Source organism: Hoeflea sp. (assembly GCF_984452065.1).
The window spans coordinates 75,231-96,796 of sequence record NZ_CFHWAF010000002.1; the positions used below are offsets into that span (position 1 = coordinate 75,231).

General features: G+C 60.3%; 22 protein-coding genes and 1 pseudogene. 5 read left to right on the top strand and 18 right to left on the bottom strand.

Annotated features, from left to right (window positions below):
• Both addA and trxA read left to right on the top strand, forming a co-directional pair.
• A partial coding sequence (gene addA, locus AC5E6N_RS00975) for a double-strand break repair helicase AddA (protein WP_491746035.1) occupies positions 1-2,413 on the top strand: 2,413 nt, incomplete at its 5' end.
• Between the two features lie 139 nt (positions 2,414-2,552).
• Positions 2,553-2,873 (top strand): thioredoxin, encoded by a 321-nt coding sequence (gene trxA, locus AC5E6N_RS00980; RefSeq protein WP_491690659.1) that lies wholly within the window; start codon positions 2,553-2,555, stop codon positions 2,871-2,873.
• Between the two features lie 140 nt (positions 2,874-3,013).
• Here trxA and AC5E6N_RS00985 read toward each other — a convergent pair whose 3' ends face one another.
• The 9 genes from AC5E6N_RS00985 to AC5E6N_RS01025 form a co-directional block, all read right to left on the bottom strand.
• Complete coding sequence (locus tag AC5E6N_RS00985) at positions 3,014-3,649, bottom strand: hypothetical protein (RefSeq protein WP_491746036.1); 636 nt, start codon at positions 3,647-3,649, stop codon at positions 3,014-3,016.
• A 6-nt stretch (positions 3,650-3,655) separates the two neighbouring features.
• Positions 3,656-4,084 carry a RusA family crossover junction endodeoxyribonuclease gene (locus AC5E6N_RS00990; RefSeq protein ID WP_491746037.1) on the bottom strand — a complete coding sequence of 143 codons (429 nt, stop codon included), beginning with the start codon at positions 4,082-4,084 and terminating at the stop codon, positions 3,656-3,658.
• A 62-nt stretch (positions 4,085-4,146) separates the two neighbouring features.
• Complete coding sequence (locus tag AC5E6N_RS00995) at positions 4,147-5,496, bottom strand: bifunctional folylpolyglutamate synthase/dihydrofolate synthase (protein WP_491746038.1); 1,350 nt, start codon at positions 5,494-5,496, stop codon at positions 4,147-4,149.
• A complete protein-coding gene (gene accD / locus AC5E6N_RS01000; protein ID WP_491746039.1) occupies positions 5,459-6,463 on the bottom strand; it encodes an acetyl-CoA carboxylase, carboxyltransferase subunit beta in 1,005 nt (334 codons plus the stop codon). Before accD ends, AC5E6N_RS00995 begins: the two co-directional genes overlap by 38 nt.
• 50 nt (positions 6,464-6,513) lie before the next feature.
• Positions 6,514-7,353, bottom strand: coding sequence for a tryptophan synthase subunit alpha (gene trpA, locus AC5E6N_RS01005; protein ID WP_491746040.1), 840 nt, complete (start codon positions 7,351-7,353; stop codon positions 6,514-6,516).
• 2 nt (positions 7,354-7,355) lie between these two features.
• The gene (gene trpB / locus AC5E6N_RS01010) at positions 7,356-8,576 is read right to left on the bottom strand and encodes a tryptophan synthase subunit beta (RefSeq protein ID WP_491746041.1); all 1,221 of its coding nucleotides are present in this window, start codon (positions 8,574-8,576) and stop codon (positions 7,356-7,358) included.
• 10 nt (positions 8,577-8,586) lie between these two features.
• Positions 8,587-9,246: a phosphoribosylanthranilate isomerase gene (locus AC5E6N_RS01015; protein WP_491746042.1), complete on the bottom strand. Its 660-nt coding sequence runs from the start codon at positions 9,244-9,246 to the stop codon at positions 8,587-8,589.
• 95 nt (positions 9,247-9,341) lie between these two features.
• Positions 9,342-10,100, bottom strand: a complete 759-nt coding sequence (locus tag AC5E6N_RS01020; protein WP_491746043.1) for a M48 family metallopeptidase — start codon at positions 10,098-10,100, stop codon at positions 9,342-9,344.
• An 81-nt stretch (positions 10,101-10,181) separates the two neighbouring features.
• The gene (locus AC5E6N_RS01025) at positions 10,182-10,595 is read right to left on the bottom strand and encodes a DUF2852 domain-containing protein (RefSeq protein ID WP_491746044.1); all 414 of its coding nucleotides are present in this window, start codon (positions 10,593-10,595) and stop codon (positions 10,182-10,184) included.
• Between the two features lie 192 nt (positions 10,596-10,787).
• Here AC5E6N_RS01025 and AC5E6N_RS01030 point away from each other — a divergent pair, with 192 nt between their 5' ends.
• On the top strand, positions 10,788-11,630 hold the full coding sequence (locus AC5E6N_RS01030) for a DUF3800 domain-containing protein (protein WP_491746045.1): 843 nt from the start codon (positions 10,788-10,790) through the stop codon (positions 11,628-11,630).
• Positions 11,631-11,806: 176 nt separating this feature from the next.
• Here AC5E6N_RS01030 and AC5E6N_RS01035 read toward each other — a convergent pair whose 3' ends face one another.
• Positions 11,807-13,087 (bottom strand): polyhydroxyalkanoate depolymerase, encoded by a 1,281-nt coding sequence (locus AC5E6N_RS01035; RefSeq protein ID WP_491746046.1) that lies wholly within the window; start codon positions 13,085-13,087, stop codon positions 11,807-11,809.
• Positions 13,088-13,296: 209 nt separating this feature from the next.
• On the bottom strand, positions 13,297-15,732 hold the full coding sequence (gyrB, locus tag AC5E6N_RS01040; protein WP_491746047.1) for a DNA topoisomerase (ATP-hydrolyzing) subunit B: 2,436 nt from the start codon (positions 15,730-15,732) through the stop codon (positions 13,297-13,299).
• Positions 15,733-15,975: 243 nt separating this feature from the next.
• Between gyrB and AC5E6N_RS01045 the strand changes: the two are divergent.
• Positions 15,976-16,057 (top strand): annotated as a pseudogene (locus AC5E6N_RS01045) (cytochrome P450); the annotation flags it as partial.
• A gap of 74 nt (positions 16,058-16,131) precedes the next feature.
• Positions 16,132-16,860 (top strand): SDR family NAD(P)-dependent oxidoreductase, encoded by a 729-nt coding sequence (locus tag AC5E6N_RS01050; protein ID WP_491689586.1) that lies wholly within the window; start codon positions 16,132-16,134, stop codon positions 16,858-16,860.
• Positions 16,861-16,879: 19 nt separating this feature from the next.
• Here the strand turns inward: AC5E6N_RS01050 and AC5E6N_RS01055 are convergent, their stop codons facing one another.
• From AC5E6N_RS01055 to pmtA, 7 genes are all read right to left on the bottom strand, one after another.
• Positions 16,880-17,053 carry a hypothetical protein gene (locus tag AC5E6N_RS01055; protein ID WP_491689585.1) on the bottom strand — a complete coding sequence of 58 codons (174 nt, stop codon included), beginning with the start codon at positions 17,051-17,053 and terminating at the stop codon, positions 16,880-16,882.
• A gap of 171 nt (positions 17,054-17,224) precedes the next feature.
• Positions 17,225-17,992, bottom strand: a complete 768-nt coding sequence (locus AC5E6N_RS01060) for a sulfite exporter TauE/SafE family protein (protein ID WP_491746048.1) — start codon at positions 17,990-17,992, stop codon at positions 17,225-17,227.
• Positions 17,993-18,005: 13 nt separating this feature from the next.
• Positions 18,006-18,983 carry a complex I NDUFA9 subunit family protein gene (locus tag AC5E6N_RS01065; protein WP_491746049.1) on the bottom strand — a complete coding sequence of 326 codons (978 nt, stop codon included), beginning with the start codon at positions 18,981-18,983 and terminating at the stop codon, positions 18,006-18,008.
• A 247-nt stretch (positions 18,984-19,230) separates the two neighbouring features.
• The gene (locus AC5E6N_RS01070; RefSeq protein ID WP_491746050.1) at positions 19,231-19,524 is read right to left on the bottom strand and encodes a DUF1330 domain-containing protein; all 294 of its coding nucleotides are present in this window, start codon (positions 19,522-19,524) and stop codon (positions 19,231-19,233) included.
• Between the two features lie 30 nt (positions 19,525-19,554).
• A complete protein-coding gene (pyrF, locus tag AC5E6N_RS01075; RefSeq protein WP_491746051.1) occupies positions 19,555-20,253 on the bottom strand; it encodes an orotidine-5'-phosphate decarboxylase in 699 nt (232 codons plus the stop codon).
• A 109-nt stretch (positions 20,254-20,362) separates the two neighbouring features.
• Complete coding sequence (locus tag AC5E6N_RS01080; RefSeq protein WP_491746052.1) at positions 20,363-20,968, bottom strand: NADPH-dependent FMN reductase; 606 nt, start codon at positions 20,966-20,968, stop codon at positions 20,363-20,365.
• Positions 20,965-21,564, bottom strand: a complete 600-nt coding sequence (gene pmtA, locus AC5E6N_RS01085) for a phospholipid N-methyltransferase PmtA (RefSeq protein WP_491746053.1) — start codon at positions 21,562-21,564, stop codon at positions 20,965-20,967. The genes AC5E6N_RS01080 and pmtA overlap by 4 nt, the downstream gene beginning before the upstream one ends.
• Positions 21,565-21,566 lie beyond the last annotated feature (2 nt).

The window sequence follows — 21,566 nt, forward strand, 5'->3', positions numbered from 1 at the left end:
TCTGGTTTCAAGGACCGCGATCCTGCTCGAGCGCGAAGGGGCGGGACCCTGGGTCCACTACAAGCTCGACCAGGGCATCGACCACATCCTTGTCGACGAGGCGCAGGACACAAGCCCCGAGCAATGGGCCGTCATCACCAGGCTTGCCGACGAGTTCTTCGCCGGCAAGGGCGCGCGCGCCGACAACCGCACGCTGTTTGCCGTCGGTGACGAAAAACAGTCGATCTACTCCTTTCAGGGCGCGCGGCCGGAGCTGTTTCTCGCCACCGGCCGCGATATCGCTCAACGGGCCCTGGCCGCCGAGAAGCGCTTCGATCCGCTCAACCTTTACCTGTCGTTCCGCTCCACCGGCGATGTGCTCGCCGCCGTCGATGTCGTCTTTTCCGACGCCGAAAACAGCAAGGGCCTGACGTCTCTCGAAGGCGGCGTGACCCATGCATCGTTCAGGTCGCGCGACCCCGGTTCGGTCGATATCTGGGAGATGATCGCAAAGGACGCGGCGGACGATGAGGACGACTGGAAGGCCCCGTTCGACGCCACTCCGGAATCGGCGCCGCCTGCCGTGCTTGCCGCGCGGGTCGCCGCAACCATCCGGGACTGGCTGTCAAAGGGCGAGACACTGACGCGCGACGCCGCGCCGCGCCCGCTCAGCGCCGGCGACATCCTCGTTCTGGTGCGCAAGCGCGACGGCTTTGTCGCCGCGCTCATGCGCGCCTTGAAGCGCAACGGCATCGCCGTCGCCGGCGCCGACCGGCTCAAGCTTGTCGAGCATATCGCCGTCGAGGACCTGATGGCGCTCGGCCGCGTCATGTTGAACCCGGGCGATGACCTGTCGGTCTGCGCTGTGCTGAAAAGTCCGCTGTTCGATTTTTCCGAGGAGGACATCTTCGAACTCGCGGCGCAACGGGGCGAGGGCCAGGACGTTTTTTCACGCCTCCGGGAACTTGGCGCTGTCCGGGGCGGCCGGTTCAGACAGGCTTCGGAACGCTTCGCCGAGCTTCTTTCCCGCGCCGACCGCATGCCGGTTTTCGATTTTTATGCCCGGCTTCTCGGCCGCGATGGCGGTCGGGCGAAATTCCTGGCAAGGCTCGGCCATGAGGCCAGCGATGTGCTCGACGAGTTCCTGAACTTTGCGCTGGAACAGGAAACCGCCGCCCTGCCCGGCCTTCAGGCCTTTTTGACCACGCTGGAAAGCCGTTCGCCTGAGATCAAGCGCGAACTGGAACAGGGCCGCGACGAGGTCCGCATCATGACGGTCCACGCCTCGAAGGGCCTGGAGGCTCCCATCGTCTTTCTGGTGGATTCGGGCGGCAAGCCCGCCGACAGCAGGCATGTGCCGAAACTGCGGGCGCTGCCGCTTGAAAAGACCGTCGGCCCCCTGCCGCCCGCCCCCTTGTGGGTTTCGGGAAAATCGACCGCCAGCAATGCCGCGGAAACACTCAAGAGCTCGATCATCGAGGCCGCGCAGGACGAATACAGGCGATTGCTTTACGTCGGCATGACCCGCGCCGCCGACCGGCTGATCATCTGCGGATATCACGGCCTGCGCCAGCCGGCCTATCGGCACTGGCACCGCATGGCGGCCGAGGCGCTTGGCGCACGGTCCGAGGCAGTGGAGACCACCTACCGGGCGGCGGGCCAGGAGTGGGGTGGTGTGCACTTTTCCATCTCGGACGGCGCGATAACCGGCACGGCGACGCCGCCGGCGCAAGAGAGCGGTGAGCATGAGCCGCTGCCGGCCGGGCTCGGCCGGCCGCTCCCCGCTACGGCACGTTTGCCGCGGCCTCTCGCGCCCTCGGCCGCCGGCGTCATTGTCGATGGTGACGCGCGGTCCGGTGTCGCCGCATCGCCGATTTCCGGCGCAACGCCGCCGGCAGCCAGGCCGATGGAACGCGGCCGGCTCATCCACCGCCTGTTGCAATTGCTGCCCGCCGTGCCGCCGGATAAACGGGCCGCCGCCACCGGACGATATCTCCGGCGCGCCGTGCCGGACTGGCCCGAGGATGAGCGCGGCGCCATGGGCGCATCGGTCCTCGAAATACTCGCGGACGAAAGATTTTCAGGATGTTTCGCACCGGACAGCCGAGCCGAGGTGGCGGTGATGGGAACCCTGGAGGTGGCCGGCCGCGAGCGGGCCGTGTCCGCCCGGCTCGACCGTATCGCGGTCACGCCTGAAAAGGTCCTGATCGTCGATTACAAGACCAACCGGCAGCCGGCAACGCGCCTCGAAGACGTCCCGCCGGTCTATGTGCTTCAGATGGCGCTTTACCGCGCTCTCGTCCAGCCGCTCTATCCGGACCGTCCGGTCGAGCTGGCGCTGCTCTTTACCGAAGGCCCGGTCCTTCTGCCGCTGCCGGACGCCATGCTGGAGGTCGCGCTTGCCGGTCTGGAACGGGAATCGCCGCAGATATGAGTTTTCAAAAGAACTTTGCGCCGTTTGACAACAAAGTGACAGGCCGGTCCTTGAAATCGGCGGCCGCGTACAAGATATTAGCAACAACTAAAATGTTTGCGCCAGGCCGCGGACAGTGCAAAACGAAGGAGCTTAAGCCATGGCCACCGTCAAGGTCGATACATCCAACTTCCAGTCCGAGGTCCTCGAAGCCGCGGAACCCGTCGTGGTGGATTTCTGGGCGGAGTGGTGTGGACCCTGCAAGATGATCGCACCGAGCCTTGAGGAAATTTCCAGTGAAATGGCCGGCAAGGTCAAGGTCGCCAAGGTCAATATCGACGAGAACCCGGATATCGCCGTGAAATATGGGGTGCGGTCCATTCCGACACTGGCCATGTTCAAGGGCGGCGAGGTCGCCGACATCAAGGTCGGCGCATCTCCCAAATCGGCCCTGTCGAACTGGATCAGCGGCTCGGTCTGATCGAACCTTAATCGCTGAATTCAAACCGCATCGCCCGTCGGCGGTGCGGTTTTTTGAAACTCAGTCTTGAGTTGAAAGCACGGGTTTATTCTGGACAAGGAGTCATGGCGTCATGGACTTTAGCATACTTTGTATGGTTATCAGGATTGGGGTAGATCAACCTGAATGTTGTCAATAACATTGGTGATGAGGTTCAGTTGATCGATTGTGGGCAGAAGGTTGAGTTGGCCGTGTGCAACTTCATCTCTTACCTTTGCAATCTCAAACAGTTCTTTGGCGTCGAGTTGGTTTACTACACCTTCGCTCGCCAGAGCATTTACCAATGAAGCGGCTGTCAACGGGTGTTCTCCAACCAAACCCATGCGCTCACGCGCAGCAGCTTCCAACGTAGACCATGCAAATAGAAGCGCCGCACCAGAATCAATATTAGCTAGTTGCTGGGTTTTATGTGCCGCATTGCGGATCATTGCTCGCTCAAGTGAATACAGCTTTGGTTTTAGGGAAGAGAAGTAGATAACCCTTAGATCCCAGTCATCCTGTCCCTTAAGAAGACTTTGGAGTTTTCGAACTTTTTCGGCTTCCCGCTTTCCTTCGCGCTGAAATACCTCGATAAGCAATGATGGTTTAATACCAGTTGCAATGGCGTCAGGCTGGAAATCTTTCAAAAAATTTGGAAGCATCTTGGGGTCGGGATTGCGAACAAATTCGTAACCTTGCTCGCGAAGTATCGGCTCTAGGTGAGAAAGAGCATCTTGTTCAATTTCAACTGGCGTCATTGTCATTTACTCCACGCGGAGGTCATATGAAACTTTTATATAGACTACTGGTTGATCTGCAGAGAGTGCTTCCGCTAAAACATCCGTCGTATCACTTGCAATAACAAGTGGTCTATCAGGTTCAAACTTCTGAACAACAAGCCGTTCTACAAGAGAATCATCCAGGTAAATGTAGGCACTCATTGCATCAAGTATCAGTTTCGCGCTGTTATCAATATCACCTTGCATTTTAGCCTGCGGGAAAATGTAGATGGTTACTGCGACCGGTCCTTGGATTGTCCAGTGACCTTCGGGAAGACCCGGTAGAGCGGCGTTGCGTACGGTTTCTTTCCACTCTTCCCGCCTATTTGCATTGGCTGCTTGATGGCTTACTGCAACGCCATATACCACAAACTCAAAAGGTAGGTCTGGATACAAGGATTTAAAGCCGATCAACCAGCATCTTTAAGCAAGACCGCATCATCTCTTGTAATAGACCTCTGTCAACCGTTGTTCACTTATATGGGCACCAGCCCGTTTTCGGCCAGGACATCGCCGATGAGATAGAGCGAGCCGCCGATCAGGATGCGCGGCGGCGCTTCCATGTCCTTGAAATCCTCATGCATCATGGCGAGCGCCTGATACACATCCGCGGCCGGCTGCGACGACAGGCCGGCGCTTGCGGCGTCTTCGGCAAGGACAACCGGGTCGATTCCCGCCTCCGAGCCATGAACCGGAACGGTGTAGACGTGACGCGCCATGCCTGAAAAGGCGGTGAAATAGCCGACGGGGTCCTTGGTGTCGATCATGCCGCTGACGAGGAAAAGCGGCCGCTCCTTGCGTTCTTCGAGCTCGGCGAGCATTTCCGCAATGGCAAGGCCCGCAGCGGGATTATGGCCGCCGTCGATCCATATCTCGGCGCCCGCGACGGCCTTGTCGAGCAGCGGTCCGTCCGTGACGCGCTGCATGCGGCCGGGCCATTTCGCCCGTTGCAGGCCCTGCTCGATCGCCCGGTCGGAAATCGTGAAGCCGGCGGCCTTCAGGGCGCGTATCGCCGCGGCGGCATTTGAAAGCTGATGCCGGCCGGGGAGCTGCGGCAGCGTCAGATCGGACAGGCCCGTTTCGTCCTGATAGACAAGCCGCCCGTGCTCTTCATGCGCGTGGTAATCCTGCCCGTAGACACTCACCGTGCAGCCGAGCCGATCGGCCGTCGAGACCACAGTGTGGCGGGCCGCGTCTTCCTGCTGGAATCCGATCACGACCGGCACGCCGGATTTGATGATCCCGGCCTTTTCCGCGGCGATCAGCTCCACCCGGTCGCCGAGAAAGGCCTGATGGTCGAGAGATATGGGCATGATCAGACTGGCCGCCGGCTTTTTCATGACATTGGTGGCGTCGTACCGGCCGCCGAGCCCGACCTCCATGACGGTCGCGTCGGCGGGGTGCTCGGCAAACAGCAGGAAAGCCGTCGCGGTCAGGATTTCGAAGACGGTTATGGCTTCGCCGTCATTGGCTTTCGCCACGCGGCGGATTGCCTCGGCCAGCACGGCGTCATTCACCAACTGGCCCGGCCGCCCCCTTTCGCCGATGCGAAAACGCTCATGCCAGTGCACTAGGTGCGGTGAGGTGTGAACATGGACGGCAAGGCCCTCGGCCTCCAGGATGGCCCGGCAGAACGCCCCGGCCGACCCCTTGCCGTTGGTTCCGGCGATATGGATCACCGGCGGCAGTTTGTCCTGCGGATTGCCGAGTTTTTCCAGCAACCGCTCGATGCGCCCCAGCGAAAGGTCGTAACCTTTCGGATGCAGGCTCATCAGATGTTCGATTTCATCAGCCGCTGTTGTTTGCGTCACGATTTTCCGGTCCATTGGCCACGGCCTCAGCCGCCTCGGTGACGGGCATCGGCTCCGTTTCACTCTCGACAACCACCGCATCCGGCTGCGTGTCCGCGCCATCGGGCGCGGCGGCGCCGTCAATCCGGTGGGAAGGCTTCTTCATCATGATATTGAGAAGCCTGGCCAGGGTGTCGGGCAGGTCATGCCGTGTGACCACCATGTCGACCATGCCGTGTTCCATCAGATATTCCGATGTCTGGAAGCCCTCGGGCAGTTTTTCATGGATGGTCTGTTCGATCACGCGCTTGCCGGCGAAGCAGATTTCCGCGCCCGGTTCGGCAATATGAATATCGCCCAGCATGGCATAGGAGGCCGAGACGCCGCCCGTCGTCGGATTGGTCAGCACGACGATGTAGGGAAGGCCGGCCTCCTTCAGCATTTCCACGGCAACGGTGGTGCGCGGCAATTGCATCAGGGACAGGATACCCTCCTGCATGCGCGCGCCGCCGGAGGCCGCGAACATGATCAGCGGGCATTTCTGTTCGACCGCGACCTCGAAGGCGCGGATAATCGCTTCACCCGCCGCGACCCCGAGCGATCCGCCGATAAAGGAAAAATCATGGGCGCAGGCCACGGCCCGCACACCCTTGATCGTGCCGACGCCGGCGATGATGGAATCGTCCAGCCCGGTCTTTGCCCGCACGTCGCGCAGCCGGTCGGTATATTTTTTCGAGTCGCGGAACTTCAGTGGATCCTGAACCGCCTGCGGCCGTTCGATCTCTTCAAAGGCACCGTCGTCGAACAGATATTTCAGCCGTGCCTCGGCGGAAATCTTCATGTGATAGCCGGAGGCGGGAATGACCCACAGATTCTCCTCCAGATCCGTATGAAAGACCATTTCCCCGGTCTCGGGGCATTTGATCCAAAGGTTTTCCGGAACATCCCGGCGCCCGAGCATGGAATTGATTTTCGGACGCACAAAGCTGGTAATCCAGTTCACGGCGCAATACTCCAGGTCTTCAACAGCTTCAAACCGACAATGTGGGCATTTTACTCCGCAACCGCAAGGCGTGCGGTGTGCACACCCTTGGCCAGCGACCGAACGAGTTCGCTCACCCGTTCCGTCGTCGCGCCGGTCGCCGCGCCCGAACCGTCGAGCGAATCCGCGATTGCCTTGACGATCGCGGTTCCGACGACGACACCGTCCGCCGACGCGCCGATGGCCCGGGCCTGCTCGCCGGTTTTCACGCCGAAGCCGACGCAGACGGGAAGGTCCGTGTGGTCCTTGATCCGCGAAACCGCCGCGCCGACCTTGTCGGTATCCGGCAGGGCCGATCCGGTAATGCCGGTCATGGAGACATAATAGACGAAGCCCGACGTATTCGTCAGCACCGTGGGAAGCCGCTTGTCGTCCGTGGTCGGCGTGGCCAGGCGGATGAAATTGATGCCCTTTTCAAGCGCCGGCAGGCACAGTTCGTCATCCATCTCCGGCGGCAGGTCGACGACGATCAGCCCGTCGACCCCGGCGGCAACGGCATCGTCGAGGAACCGTTCGACACCGTAGATGTAGATGGGGTTGTAGTAGCCCATCATGACGATCGGCGTATCCTGATCCCCCTTGCGGAAGTCGCCGGCAAGCTGCAGCGTCTTGGCAAGCGTCTGTCCGCCCCTGAGTGCGCGCAGGCCGGCGGCCTGGATGGCCGGCCCGTCGGCCATCGGGTCGGAAAACGGCATGCCGAGCTCGATGATGTCTGCGCCGGCGCCGGGAAGCGCCCGCATGATGTCGAGAGAGGCCGCGTAGTCCGGATCGCCGCCCATGAAATAGGTCACCAGGGCCGGTCGGCCCTTATCGGCAAGCTTGGCAAAACGTTTGTCCATGCGAGTGGTCATCGCTACAGCTCCACGCCGAGATGTTTGGCGGCGGTAAAGACATCCTTGTCGCCCCGCCCGCACAGATTCATGACGATGATCTCGTCCTTGCCCATCGAAGGCGCCCGCTTGATCACTTCGGCGAGCGCGTGGGACGGCTCCAGCGCCGGAATGATGCCCTCGACGCGGGTCAGCCGCTGGAAGGCCTCCAGGGCTTCATGGTCCATGATCGGCACATATTCGACGCGCCCGCTGTCCTTCAGCCAGGAGTGCTCCGGTCCGATTCCGGGATAATCGAGCCCGGCGGAGATCGAATGACCCTCCTCGATCTGACCGTCGCCGTCCTGCAGCAGATAGGTGCGGTTGCCGTGCAGCACGCCGGGACTGCCCGCCGTCAGCGAGGCGCAATGCTCCTGTGTGTCGAGACCCTTGCCGCCCGCTTCGACGCCGACGATCCGGACCGATTCATCGTCCAGGAAAGGATGGAACAGGCCGATCGCGTTGGAGCCGCCGCCGACGGCCGCGACGATCATGTCCGGAAGGCGGCCTTCCCGCTCCAGCAGCTGTTCCTTGGCTTCCTGTCCGATCACCGACTGGAAATCGCGCACCATCTCCGGATAGGGATGCGGTCCGGCGGCGGTTCCGATCAGGTAATAGGTATTCTCGACATTGGTGACCCAGTCGCGCAAGGCTTCGTTCATCGCGTCCTTGAGCGTGCCGTTTCCGGCACGCACCGGGATGACCTCGGCGCCCAGCAGCTTCATCCGGAAAACATTGGGGGCCTGCCGCTCAACGTCGGTCGCGCCCATATAGACGACGCAGGGCAGGCCGAAGCGCGCCGCGACCGTTGCCGCGGCCACACCGTGCTGGCCGGCGCCCGTTTCCGCAATGATGCGGGTCTTGCCCATGCGCTTTGCCAGAAGGATCTGGCCAAGGCAGTTGTTGATCTTGTGCGAACCGGTGTGATTGAGCTCATCGCGCTTGAAGTAGATTTTCGCGCCGCCCAGCTCCACGGTCAGCCGTTCGGCAAAATAGAGCGGGCTTGGGCGCCCCGTATAATGGATGTTGAGACTGGTAAGCTCGGCCTGATAGTCCTGGTCCTCCTTCGCCCTGTCCCAGGCATCCTGAAGATCGAGGATCAGCGGCATCAGCGTTTCGGCGACAAAGCGTCCGCCGAAAATGCCGAAGCGGCCCTCTTCATCGGGCCCGGAACGGACCGAATTCGGTTTGGCTGGCTTGTTCAATTCTCACTCCTCAGGCGGGCAGGCGGCGTTCGGCACGCCGTACCGCGTCTAAAAAACCGGCAATGAGGCCGGGGTCTTTTTCACCCGGCGCCCGTTCGACACCCGATGAAACGTCGATGGCCGGAGCTCCGGTTCCGGCAATCGCCTCGCCGACATTGCCTGCGTTGAGACCGCCGGACAGCAGATAGTCGAGATCGGCGTCGAGGCCGGAAAGGATGCTCCAGTCGAAGGCGATCCCGTTTCCGCCGGGAAGGTCGGAGCCGGCCGGCGGCTTGGCGTCGAACATGAACAGGTCCGCCACCCCGGCATAGTCCCTGACGGCGTCAAGATCGGCGGCCTCGCGAACGGCGAACACCTTGATGACCGGCAAGCCGAAACGCCGTTTGATCTCAGCCACCCGTTCGTTGCTCTCGCTGCCGTGAAGCTGCAGGTAGTCCGGCTTGAGAATGTCAACGATTTCAGCAAGAAACGCGTTATCCGCGTTCACCGTCACGGCGACGATTTTTGCACGTCCCCGTGCCCGTGCGGCCACACGTCCCGCATCGCTCGCAGTGATGTTGCGCGGGCTCTTGGCAAAGAAAATGAAGCCGATATAGGCCGCGCCGCCCGCGAGGGCGGCGTCCACGGCCTCTGCCGTTTTCAGCCCGCATATCTTTACCGGAACGCTCATGGGGTGCTCGTCGCATGATTTCTTTTCCGAGTCGAGCATTTTGCTTGCCGTTTTCGGCTGAAATGAGCCGAACCGGTCGGCGCTTCAATCCAGGCCTAGCCCTTGAAATCGATGGAATGCAGCGCGGAACCGTTGCGTTTCAGCCAGGACTTGGCCTCGTCGGTATGCGGACACAGGCGCCTGCACAGCGACCAGAAGCGCGGCCCGTGATTCATTTCCTCAAGATGGGCGACTTCATGCGCGGCCAGATAGTCGATCACATGATCGGGCGCCATGACGATCCGCCATGAGAAGGACAGCCGGCCCTGCGCCGTGCACGATCCCCACCTGCTGCGTGTGTCCTTCATGCTGATGGCCGTGACGGTTCTGCCGAGTGCGCCCGCATGGCGCGCCACGGCCTCCTCCAGCTCCGTCCGCGCCAGCTTTTTGAGAAAATCCGCCGTGCGCCGGCCCAGATGTTCCGGTGCGCCGCCGACAAACAGAACCGGCTTGCCGTCAATCTCGCCGGTCGCGGTCACGCCGCGCGCCTTGCCGGTGCGCACGATCCGGTGGGCGATGCCGCGAATACTGATCTCGCCGCCCTCGATGACGGCGCTGGATTTGGGCATTTTTGCGAGCTTTGCGGCAAGCCAGCCGTGATGCCGCTGAAGGAAGCTGTCGATCTCCCTGTCGGCAATGCCGACGGGCACGGACATTCGCAGTGCCTTGCCCCCCGGCTCGATGCGCAGCGTCAATCGTTTCGCCCGCTCGTTTTCGCTGATAGTCAGCGGCAGGCGCCGTCCCGCAACGGCAATATCGCGGCCGCGGGCCGGGCGCTTTCGAGCCGGTTTCGAACGTCTCTTCAGACCGAACATGAAGGCTCTTTAAGCGATTCTCGACAGACAAAAAAGGCGCCCGGGAGGGGCGCCAGCTTTTGAGACATTGTGTGGGAAGAATTATTCTTCCGGATCGTGATCGACCGTCCGGCCCTTTTTTCGTCTGGCCATGAAACGGTCGAAGTCCTTCTGGTCCTTGGCCCGCCGCAACTCTCTCATATATTCGTCGAATTCTTCGCGTGCCTCGTCAAGCTTGCGGCGCTCTTCGGCGAGGCGTTCCAGTTCCGCCGCGCGCCATTCATCGAAGGCGACGTTGCCGGTCCGGGTGTAATAGGTGCGACGCGAGCGCTTGCAGCCGGCAAACATATCGTCGGTCGCCTTGTTCACATCCCGCTTGAAGCCGTCGAGCCGATCTCCCCAGATGATATAGGCAAGCATGGCAAGGCCCAGAGGCCAGAATACGACAAAGCCAAGCACCATCAGTCCGATGGTCAAGGGTGTCCAGGCAGGACGCAGCATTGTGGTATTGGTCATCGATAAGCCCTTTGAGTAGGAAACGACAGACATTGCCGTTTACGCTTTTTGATGTGGGGGCAAACCGGCGCGATTCAAGAAATTGCCAGCAAGAAATTTGTTAAGCTTTTGAAAAAGTGCCAAATTCTCTATGAGCGAGCATTTTTTGAGTGCTTGCATTTGCTCCAGATTGTAACTCATAATTGAACGGTTATGGCTAAGCGGCACTACACAATCTACTGCGACGAATCCGCCAAAAAGGGGCGATACTATTCGAACTTTTATGGGGGCGCTCTCGTAAGGGCTGAAGATAGGCAGTCCATCGAAGATTTGCTTTATGCAAAGAAAGACGAATTAAACATCTCTGGCGAAATGAAATGGACCAAAATCACAAAAAACTACAGCGAAAAATACATTGAGTTCATCAGGCTATATTTCGAATTCGTGAAAAGCGGTCGAATAAAAATTAGAATTATGTTTACACATAATTACAAAAGAGCAAAAAACCTCACTGATGAGCAAAGAAAAAAGCAATATTTCCTTCTATATTATCAAATGTTAAAGCACTCGTTCGGATTGGCATACTCAAATCCGAATCTGCTAGACAGAATATATATAACTACCCTTTTAGATCAAATACCTGATACAAATGAAAAAGTAGAAGAATTTAAAGAATATATATCAAAAATTGGAAATACAGCTCAGTTCCGAGGAAAAGGTGTTTTCTTCATTCACGATCAGATCGCTGACGTAGATTCAAAAAAGCATAGTATAATGCAGGGCTTGGATATTATATTAGGTTCTGTGAATTTTAGACTTAACGATCATCACAAAGATAGGCCGCCAGGAAGTAGGACAAGATCAAAGAGAACTATCGCTAAGGAAAAAGTATATAAGGAAATCAATCGGCAAATAAGAGTAATATATCCGAACTTTAATGTGGGAGTAAGTACGGGCACAACGACAGAGTCAGATCGGTGGAAACACCGGTATCGTCATTGGTGTTTTCTTCCCGCTGAATTTGAAATTGACAATGACGCGGTAAAGCCCCGCTAATGCCTACATCAATAATCCTAGTGAAACTAGAACCTTCGGCAAAAGCAGGGCTCACGAATCAATATATAGCGATTTGATAAAAAATCAATTACTACCACTTGACAATCAGTGGAGAATCGAGTCGGCGCGGCGAGTGTGCCGCCTATGATGGCGCAAGAGAGTTCGCGCCGCGGATGCTAACCGCTTTTCCTGCGCCTGATCAGCCGCGGTTTCGAAACCGGCCTTTTGTCCACATCGTGTGTGCGGATGAAATCCATGATGCGCGGGGCGATCTCAGCGCGGAAGCGGGAGCCGTTGAAAACGCCGTAGTGACCGACGCGCGGCTGCATGTAATGCACCCGCATATCCTCCGGTATGTTCACGCAAAGGTGGTGTGCCGCTCGGGTCTGGCCGACGCCGGAAATGTCGTCGTTCTCGCCTTCCACCGTCAACAGGGCCACCGATTTGATGGCCGCGGGCTCGACAAGCTCGTCGCGATGCATGAACGCGCCCTTCGGCAGCGCATGCTCGATGAACACGGTCTCGACCGTCTGCAGATAGAACTCCGCCGTCAGGTCCATCACCGCCAGATATTCGTCATAGAATTCGCGGTGCTTCTCCGCCGAATCGCCGTCATTTTCCACCAGGTGCTGGAAGAAATCCTTCTGGGCGATCATGTGTTTGTCGAGATTCATCGACATGAAGCCGGACAGCTGCAGGAAGCCCGGATAGACCTCGCGCATGAAGCCGGGCTGCGGCCATGGCACGCGCATGATCACATTGTCGCGGAACCACTCGATGGGCTTGGTCTCCGCCAGCGCGTTGACGGCGGTCGGATTGATGCGCGTGTCGATCGGTCCGCCCATCAGCGTCATGGACCGCGGGGCCATCGGGTCGCCGCGCTTTTCCATCACCGCCACGGCGGCAAGCACGGGCACGGAAGGCTGGCAGACCGCCATCACATGCGTGTCGCTGCCCAGATGGTGCAGCATCCCGATGATGTAGTCGACAAAATCGTCAAGATCGAAGAAGCCGTCCGTCAACGGCACCATGCGCGCGTCGACCCAGTCGGTGATGTAGACATCGGCTCTCGGCAGCAGAGTCTCGACCGTGCCGCGCAGCAATGTGGCGTAGTGCCCGGACATGGGCGCGACGATCAGGATCTTCGGCCCCGGTTTGCCCTTTATCGGCAACGCCCGGTGAAAATGGATCAACTTGCAGAACGGCTTTTCCCAGACGATGTCCTCATGCACCGGGACCGTCTGCCCGTTCACATTCGTCTCTTTGATGCCGAATTCCGGCTTTCCGTAGCGCCGCGTGGTGCGCTCGAAGACCTCGAGCCCGGCGACCATCGTGCGGCCGGCCGGCGTTTGCGATATCGGGTTCAGGGGGTTTGTATAGGCCAAACGCATGGCATCCGCCGCCGCGCGCCACGGCGACATGGCGGCGTGGCTCAATTCATAGAGCTGGTAGAACATCTATCCGCACCCCTCTGGCCTGTTTGTTTCGGGGAGAACCCCCATATGGAGGCACAGCTCGTCCCCACAAGCCCCCGAATCATCACGTTTTTGTGCAGCGCAACGCGAATGGTGCGACAGCCTAACAGTTTTCTGCTGCGGCGCAACAGTCCGTTAACCACTTTGATTCGCAAGTGTCTTTATCGTGCAACAGGTGTCGCGGGCCTGCGTCAGATGTCCAGATTTGCGACGTTCAGGGCGTTTTCCTGGATAAAGTCGCGTCTCGGCTCGACCTCGTCTCCCATCAGGCGGGCAAACAGGCCGTCGGCATCGGTGGCGTCGCTGATCTTCACCTGCAGCAATGTGCGCGCATTGGGATCAAGCGTTGTTTCCCAGAGCTGGTCGGCGTTCATTTCGCCAAGACCCTTGTAGCGCTGCATGGTCAGGCCCTTGCGGCCGATGGAGAAGATCGTGCCGAGCAGGGCGCTCGGCCCGGTGACGGCCGTGGACTCCTCCTTGCGGATCAGTTTCGCCGGCCCGGAATAGACCTCCTGCAGGAGCGCCGTCATCTGGTCGATACGCCGTGCGTCTGCCGATGCGATCAGATTGGCGTCGATCAGGTGCGATTCCTTGACGCCGCGCACGGTCCGTTCGAGACGCAGACCGCCGTCTTCGCCGATATGGCCGCTCCAGCCGCGCTCGGTTTCTTCCGAGATCGTGTCGAGGCGTTTGGCCGTCTCATCCGCCTTTTGCTGGGCCAGGGCGCTGCCGTTCATCAATTCGAGATTGAGTGCGCCGACAATCGCCGCCTGTTCGATGATCGTCCGGTCGTATCGCGAATGCAGGCCCTTGATGAGCTGGCGCAGTCTGAGGGCATCGGCGATGACGCCGCGCAAATCCTCGCCCGTGCGCACTTCGCCATTGTCGAGCTCAAGGGCGGAATCTTCCAGCCCGACGCCGATCAGATAGTCCTCGAATGCCTTCTCGTCCTTCAGATATTGCGCCGACTTGCCGCGCGTGACCTTGTAGAGCGGCGGCTGGGCGATGTAGAGGTGCCCGCGCTCCAGAAGTTCCGGCATCTGCCGGAAGAAGAAGGTCAACAGCAGCGTGCGGATGTGGGCGCCGTCGACGTCGGCATCCGTCATGATGATGATCTTGTGATAACGCAGCTTTTCCGGATTGAATTCGTCCTTGCCGATGCCGGTGCCGAGCGCCGTGATCAGCGTGCCGATCTCCTGGCTGGACAGCATCTTGTCGAACCGGGCGCGCTCGACATTGAGGATCTTGCCGCGCAGCGGCAGGATGGCCTGGTTTTCGCGCGAACGGCCCTGTTTGGCCGATCCGCCGGCCGAATCGCCCTCGACGAGGAACAGCTCCGACTTTGCCGGATCGCGTTCGGAACAGTCGGCGAGCTTGCCCGGCAAGGAAGCGACATCGAGCGCGCCCTTGCGCCGGGTCAGCTCACGCGCCTTGCGTGCGGCTTCGCGGGCTGCCGCCGCTTCCACCACCTTGCCGACCAGAATTTTCGATTCCTGAGGGTGTTCCTCCAGCCACTGGTTGAGCGCCTCGGCGACGAGGCTTTCCACCACCGGCCGCACCTCCGACGAGACGAGCTTGTCTTTGGTCTGCGAGGAGAATTTCGGATCGGGCACCTTGACCGACAGAACCGCCGTCAGCCCTTCGCGGCAATCATCGCCCGTCAGCGACACCTTTTCCTTCTTCGTCAGGCCCGAACTGTCGGCATAGGAAACGATCTGGCGTGTCAGCGCCCCGCGGAAACCGGCCATGTGCGTGCCGCCGTCGCGCTGCGGGATGTTGTTGGTGAAACACAGAACATTCTCGTGGTAGCTGTCGTTCCACCACATGGCGACTTCGACCGTGATGCCGTCCTTTTCGCCGGCGATGGCGATGGGCTCCTCGACCAGCGGTTTCTTGTTCCTGTCCAGATATTTGACGAAGGCCTGAATACCGCCGTCATAGACCATCTCGTCGCGGCGCACATCGGAATGCCGGTTGTCGGTCAGTGTGATGCGGACGCCCGAATTCAGGAATGCGAGCTCGCGCAGCCTGTGTTCCAGCGTGCCATAGTCGAAATCCGTCATGGTGAAGGTGTCGGTCGACGGCAGAAAACTCACCTCCGTGCCGGTCTGGTCGCCGGCATCGCCTGTCACCGTCAAAGGACCGTCCGCGACGCCGTGGGTGAAGCTCATCTCGTGGATCTTGCCCTTGCGGCGGATTTTCAGCTTCAGCGAGACCGACAGCGCGTTGACGACGGAGACGCCGACACCGTGCAGGCCGCCCGACACCTTGTAGGAGTTCTGGTCGAACTTACCGCCGGCGTGAAGCTGGGTCATGATCACTTCCGCGGCCGAAACACCCTCCTCGGGGTGCATATCGGTGGGAATGCCGCGTCCATTGTCGGTCACCGTGCACGAGCCGTCGGCATCGAGCGTCACGGTCACGTCCGTTGCGTGACCGGCCAGCGCCTCGTCGATGGCATTGTCGACGACCTCATAGACCATGTGATGCAGGCCCGACCCGTCATCCGTGTCGCCGATATACATGCCCGGACGCTTGCGCACCGCATCGAGGCCCTTGAGGACCTTGATGGAATCGGCGTCATATTCCGGCTTAGCCGAATTTTCGTTTTCGGGCATATCGCTCATTAATGGTGATCTTTCCTGGGTAGACTACGGCCGAATGGGTGATGGCGCGAATCACCGGCCCCTTTTGAGGTAATATAATGAATTCAGGCGCAAAATCCAAATCCAAGCTACAGGCTGAAGGGGCGGCAAGACAAGCGTTTTCCGCCGTTTTTGCCGATGATTCGTTTCGCTGGCGCTCCGCCGGTCCTATATTGAGCTCCGGAGCTCGAAAAGATCATGGATGCAGCCGTTCAACCCTACGCGATCGGCCGGTTTCAGTATCCGCCCTTCGGGTGTCGGCCCGCGCGTGTGCATCGGCGCGACCTTCGCGCTTCAGGAGATTGTCCGCAATGCCGGTTTGGGCCCGTGGCGTCAAGCTGCACCGCAAACCGTTGCGAATTGAACAGCAGGGAGTGCGATATGGAAGGACGGATTGCCGTTGTCACCGGCGCTGCGCAGGGCATAGGGTTTGCCGTTGCCCGGCGGCTTGCCGGGCTTGGGGCGGCCGTGGTCAGCTGGGACATCGATCCCGGCAACACCCGGGCGATGCAAAGCCTTGGCGAAAAAGCCCATGCCGTCGCGTGCGATATTACCGACGGCGCATCTGTCGAAAAGGCCTATGAGGCGACCTGCGCGCTCGCCGGCGTGCCGACGATCCTTGTCAACAGCGCCGGGATTGCGGGGCCGAACGCGCCGCTCGATACCTATGACGTCTCCGCCTGGCATCAGGTCATCGACATCAATCTGCACGGAACCTTTTACGTCAACCGCGTCATCGTCAGGGGCATGAAGGCCGAGGGCTACGGCCGTATCGTCAATGTCGCATCAATCGCGGGCAAGGAAGGCAATCCGAACGCCTCGGCCTATTCGGCCTCGAAGGCGGCGGTCATCGGCCTGACCAAATCGTTGGGCAAGGAACTGGCCGGGCTCGACATTGCGGTCAATTGCGTCACCCCCGCCGCCGCGCGCACCCGCATTTTCGACCAGATGAGCCAGGAGCATATCGATTACATGCTCGGCAAGATTCCGCGCGGCCGGTTCCTCGAGGTTGAGGAAGCGGCAAAGATGATCGTCTGGATGGTGTCGCCCGACAATTCATTCACCACGGGCGCGGTGTTCGACCTGTCCGGTGGACGGGCGACCTACTGATAATCGGTGAAACGGAGTGTCAGCCGTTGCCGCTGGCCGAATCGGCGCAGTTGTCGATGCCGTAGGCGGCATTACAGCCGCTGTCGCTGCTCATTCCGGCCTTTGGTGCGAGAAATGCCGCGGCCAGTATGACGGCGCCAGCAATGATAAACGATGAAAAAATAGCCCTGCCCATCATTTTTTGTTCTGTCATGAACCCGAAACCCGTCTTATCCCCAACAGCGGATTTGACTGAAACTGCCCCCTTTCCGCAAACGGAAGCCTCGCCGAGAGCGGCGAAGCCGAGTGTACCAGTCAATTCCTAATGATTTGCGACAGCATGTAAGCGCTGTCTCAATCCTGTTCAATAGTATTTCCTTAATATTCAGTAAACAATGTTAACGCCACGGTAGATCATTCCGGCGGAAAGGGCTGTCAGGGCGACTTTGAACGCCAGCCGGAATCCCTTTTCCGGCATTGCGCTCAGAAGCTTCGATCCGGCGAGCGTGCCGGCAAAGCCGCTGACGATCATCAGGGCGATCAGCGGCAGCCACGGCCCGAAGGCAAAGCCGACGACGGCAAAACCGATGATCTTGAAGCCGTGCTGTGCGCTCGTGAGTGCGGCGAGCGAACCGACAAGTGTCTGCCTTTGCGGGAAACTGTTGGAAAGCAGCGCAGCATTGATCGGGCCGGTGGCCCCGAAAAACATCCCGAGAAAGGTCGTCAACGCTCCGATTGCGGCAAGGCCACGCAACCTGATCGCAGCCAACCGGCGGATCGGGATCCAGGTCGATGCGATAATGAAAAGGCCAAGGCCGATCAGGACAAGCCCGCTGTTCATCCGCACCGCGATCGCCGCGCCGGCGGTGGCGCCGAAGACGGCGCCGGCGGAAAAGGCGGCAATGCGCGGCCAGTCGATATGCGCGCGCAATATGATTGTCCGGCCCGCATTGGAGCCGAACTGCACGGCGCCGTGCACCGGAATCAGTGCCGCGGCCGGCACGAGATAGGACATCAGGGCGATCATCGTGGCTCCGCCGCCGATGCCGACAGATGCCGCGATGAACGATGTGACAAAACTCGCCGCGATCAAAAGCACCGCGAAATGTGCCTGGACGCTCTCGGGAAACAGCAGATCGAGCAGAGATTCCAAACCGGCCGCGGGATCAGATGGACAGGTCTTTTGTAAACTGCCCGGCGGGCTTGAAGCGCACCAGATAGGACGGCAGGATCGCTTCGAGGGTGGTTTCCTCGATGCCGAGACCGGCAAGGGTCCGCCCGTCCTTCTTCGCCTCGTCTGAAACAACGTTGTCCTTGCGCAGCAAAACAACCTGATCCTGTGTCAGCACGGGATCGATGAGCGGCACGTTCTGCATGATCCGGCCAAGCAGGCCGGCGGCCCAGAACGGGATCGGCATGAACATGCGCTTCCGGCCGATCATCTGCAGCAGCAATTCGAGGCATTGTCTGAAATCGAGGACCTCCGGCCCGCCCAGTTCCCATGTCCGGCCGGGTTCGATGGTTCCGTCAACGCTTCTCGCCACCACTTCGGCAACGTCGCCGACATAGACCGGCTGGAACCGTGTCTTGCCGCCGCCGATCAGCGGCAGCGCCGGGGAAAACCGTGCCATCTCACCGAATTTGTTGAAGAACCCGTCCTCCGGACCGAAGACGATCGAAGGCCGCACAATGGTGGCGTCCGGAACGATCTTCCGAACGGCTTCCTCGGCCCGGCCCTTGCTGCTCGCATATTGCGACTGCCCGGCACTGTCCGCGCCGATGGCCGACATATGCGTCAGGCCGATGCCTTCCGCGCGACAGGCTTCCGCCACCGCCTGGGCTCCGAATTGCTGGACGCTGTCGAAATTGTTGCGGCCGCTTTCAAAAAGGATGCCGACGAGGTTGACCGCATGGTCCGAGCCCTTGACGGCCCGGTCGACCGATGCGCGGTTGCGCAGATTGGCCTGGATCGCGGCGATCTGCCCGACATTGCCGAGGGGTTGCAGGAAGCCCGCAAGGTCGGGCCTGCGAACGGCGACGCGTATATTGTAGCCGCGTTTGGCCAGCGCTTGCACGACATAGCGCCCCACAAAACCGGAACCGCCGAATACCGTGACCAGTTTGGGTTCGTTGCTCAAAGTCATGTTCGCTTTCCGCGGTAAACGCCTTATCAGGCTGTTTCTTAGTCAAAAGGGCGCACAAGGTGAAGTGCCCGTGGACCGCATCACATATAGCGCTGAATCGCGCGGAGCGGCAGGGCCTGTCAGCGGGCGTTCAGCGGCAATATCGATATCGGCAAACTGGGCCGCCGCCGCCTTGTCGAGGTCATGAACCCGCGGCTCTTCCCCTGTCCGCATGGGCCGGACCGGATAATCTGAAGCCCGTATCCGCTCAGGGTTCATGGCCCTCGACCAGCAACATGGTGGCGTCCGCGCAGGTCTGACGGATCGCCTTGGCGGCCTGGTATTCCTTTGAATCGTAGCAGGCGCGCGCATCCTCCATCGATGCGAATTCGATCACCACGTTGCGGGCGCGCGGTTCGCCCTCCAGCACATCGACGGCGCCGCCACGAGCCAGAAACCTTGCGCCGTGGCGTTCAAACGCGGGCCGGGCGGTCGAGACATAATCCTTGTAGCGTTCGGGATCCTTCACCTCGACGCTGGCGATCCAGTAGGCTTTCGACATGGTTTCCTCCTATTGTTCACGACACCGTTTTTACGCCGGAACGCCGTCCATCTCCGACAAGATGGCGTTCGCCGCGGCGAGCGGGTCAGGTGCGGCGACCACCGGGCGGGCGACAACCAGATGGCTGGCGCCGCTGCGCAGCGCATCGGCCGGCGTCACGACACGTTTCTGGTCGCCATGGTCCGCCCCGGCCGGCCGGATGCCGGGTGTGACGACGGCCATATCCGGGCCAACGGTCTCGCGCACCGCCGCAGCCTCGGACGCCGAGCAGACAATGCCGCCCATACCGGCTTCGAACGCCTGCCGCGCGCGCTTCAGGACCAGCGTTCGAGCGTCGTCTGCATAGCCCGCCTCCTTTACGTCCATATCGTCCATCGACGTGAGGACGGTCACCCCAAGCAGGCAAAGCTGCGATCCCCGCGCCGCTTCGACAGCCGCGCGCATCGCCTTCGGATAGGCGTGCAGCGTCAGCATGGTGACGTTCATTTTGACAATGTTCTCGACGCCTTTGGCGACGGTGTTGTCGATGTCGAGCAGTTTCATGTCGAGGAAAACGCGTTTGCCGTCGGCAATGAGGTCGCGCGCGAACCCCAGGCCTCCGGCAAAGGCAAGCTGATGGCCGATCTTGTAGAACCCGACCGTATCGCCGAGTTTTGTCACGATGGCCGCCGCCTTGTCGGTGGTCGGAACGTCCAGGCCGACGATCAGGCGTGATCCGGCATCCTGCATGATTGGCTTCTCCCCGTGTGTTCAGGTGGTATCCCGCGTCACGGTCTAGACCGTGACGCGGACGGGGGCAAGGACGTGTGCCCGCGAAAACGGATGCGGCGGACCGCACTCAGACGGAAGAGGCGTGCCGTCTGCAATGGTCGACCAGGGACCGGCAGGTCCTCTCGAGCATTGCGGCGGTTCGCTCGTCGGCAATGCCGCCATCGGCACCGAAGGCGTCGGAGGCGCCGCCAACGGCGCACTGCTCGGTGATGACCTGACAACCGACGGCCATCATGACCGCCCGCAACTGATAGAGGCTGCGGATGCCGCCGAGCTTTCCGTTCGAGGCGGCGCCAAGGGCCACATAGCGGCCTTGCCAGGGCTTGACGGCCTGCCCGTCCATGGTGCGGATGAGACTGACCCAGTCGACGGTGTTTTTCACCAGCGGCGGTATCGAGGCGTTGTATTCCGGGCTGGCGATGAAAACGCCGTCATGATCCGCAATCAGGCGCCCGAGATCCATCGCCGCCTTCGGGATGCCCTCGTCGTTCTTCAGGTCTTCATTGACAAGCGGCATCGGATAATCGGTGAGCGACACCCGGGTTGCGCTGGCCCCGAGGCCGCTCAAGACCTTCTGCGCCGCTTCGGCAAGCCTGGCATTGATCGATGTCTTCTTGACCGAGCCGGCAAAGACGAGAATGCGCGGCGACCCGGCCGCTTCTGTGCTGTTCATCCCTCGCCCCTCCTGTAGAGCCACATCTGTGCCGGCGGGATATTTCTGAACTCCCAGCCGAACCGTTTGACCGTGTAGTGACCGCGTCCGGGCGGAATGGGCGGCAGCGGACCGTAGCAGAACTGCAGGAACGGCCGGCCGGCGGGAATGCGGCCGAGCGCGTCCTCAAGCAGCTTCAGGCGGTCGGCGACCGGAAAGTTGAGCAGCGGCAGGCCGGAGATGACACAGTCGAAGCTGGCCGAACGCAACGCTCCCAGCGTCTCTTCAAGCCGGAATGCATCGCCGTGAATGAATGTGATATCAGGCATGTCCTTTTTCAGATGCCTGCAGAACTCTTCGGAATATTCGATCGACACCAGCCGTTCCGATACGATGCCGCGCCGCAGGATCGCTTTTGTGACCACGCCGGTTCCGGGCCCCAGCTCCAGAACCGGAAGTCCGGAGGCCGGGTTGGCGACGCTCGCCATGCGCCGCGCCATGAAAACCGACGTCGGCACGATGGCGCCGACGGATTTGGGCTGGCTCATCAGGCCCTTGAAAAAACGGAATTTTCGACCGAATTTGTCGGCAACGTGTTGCTGCAGGTGTTGCCGCATCC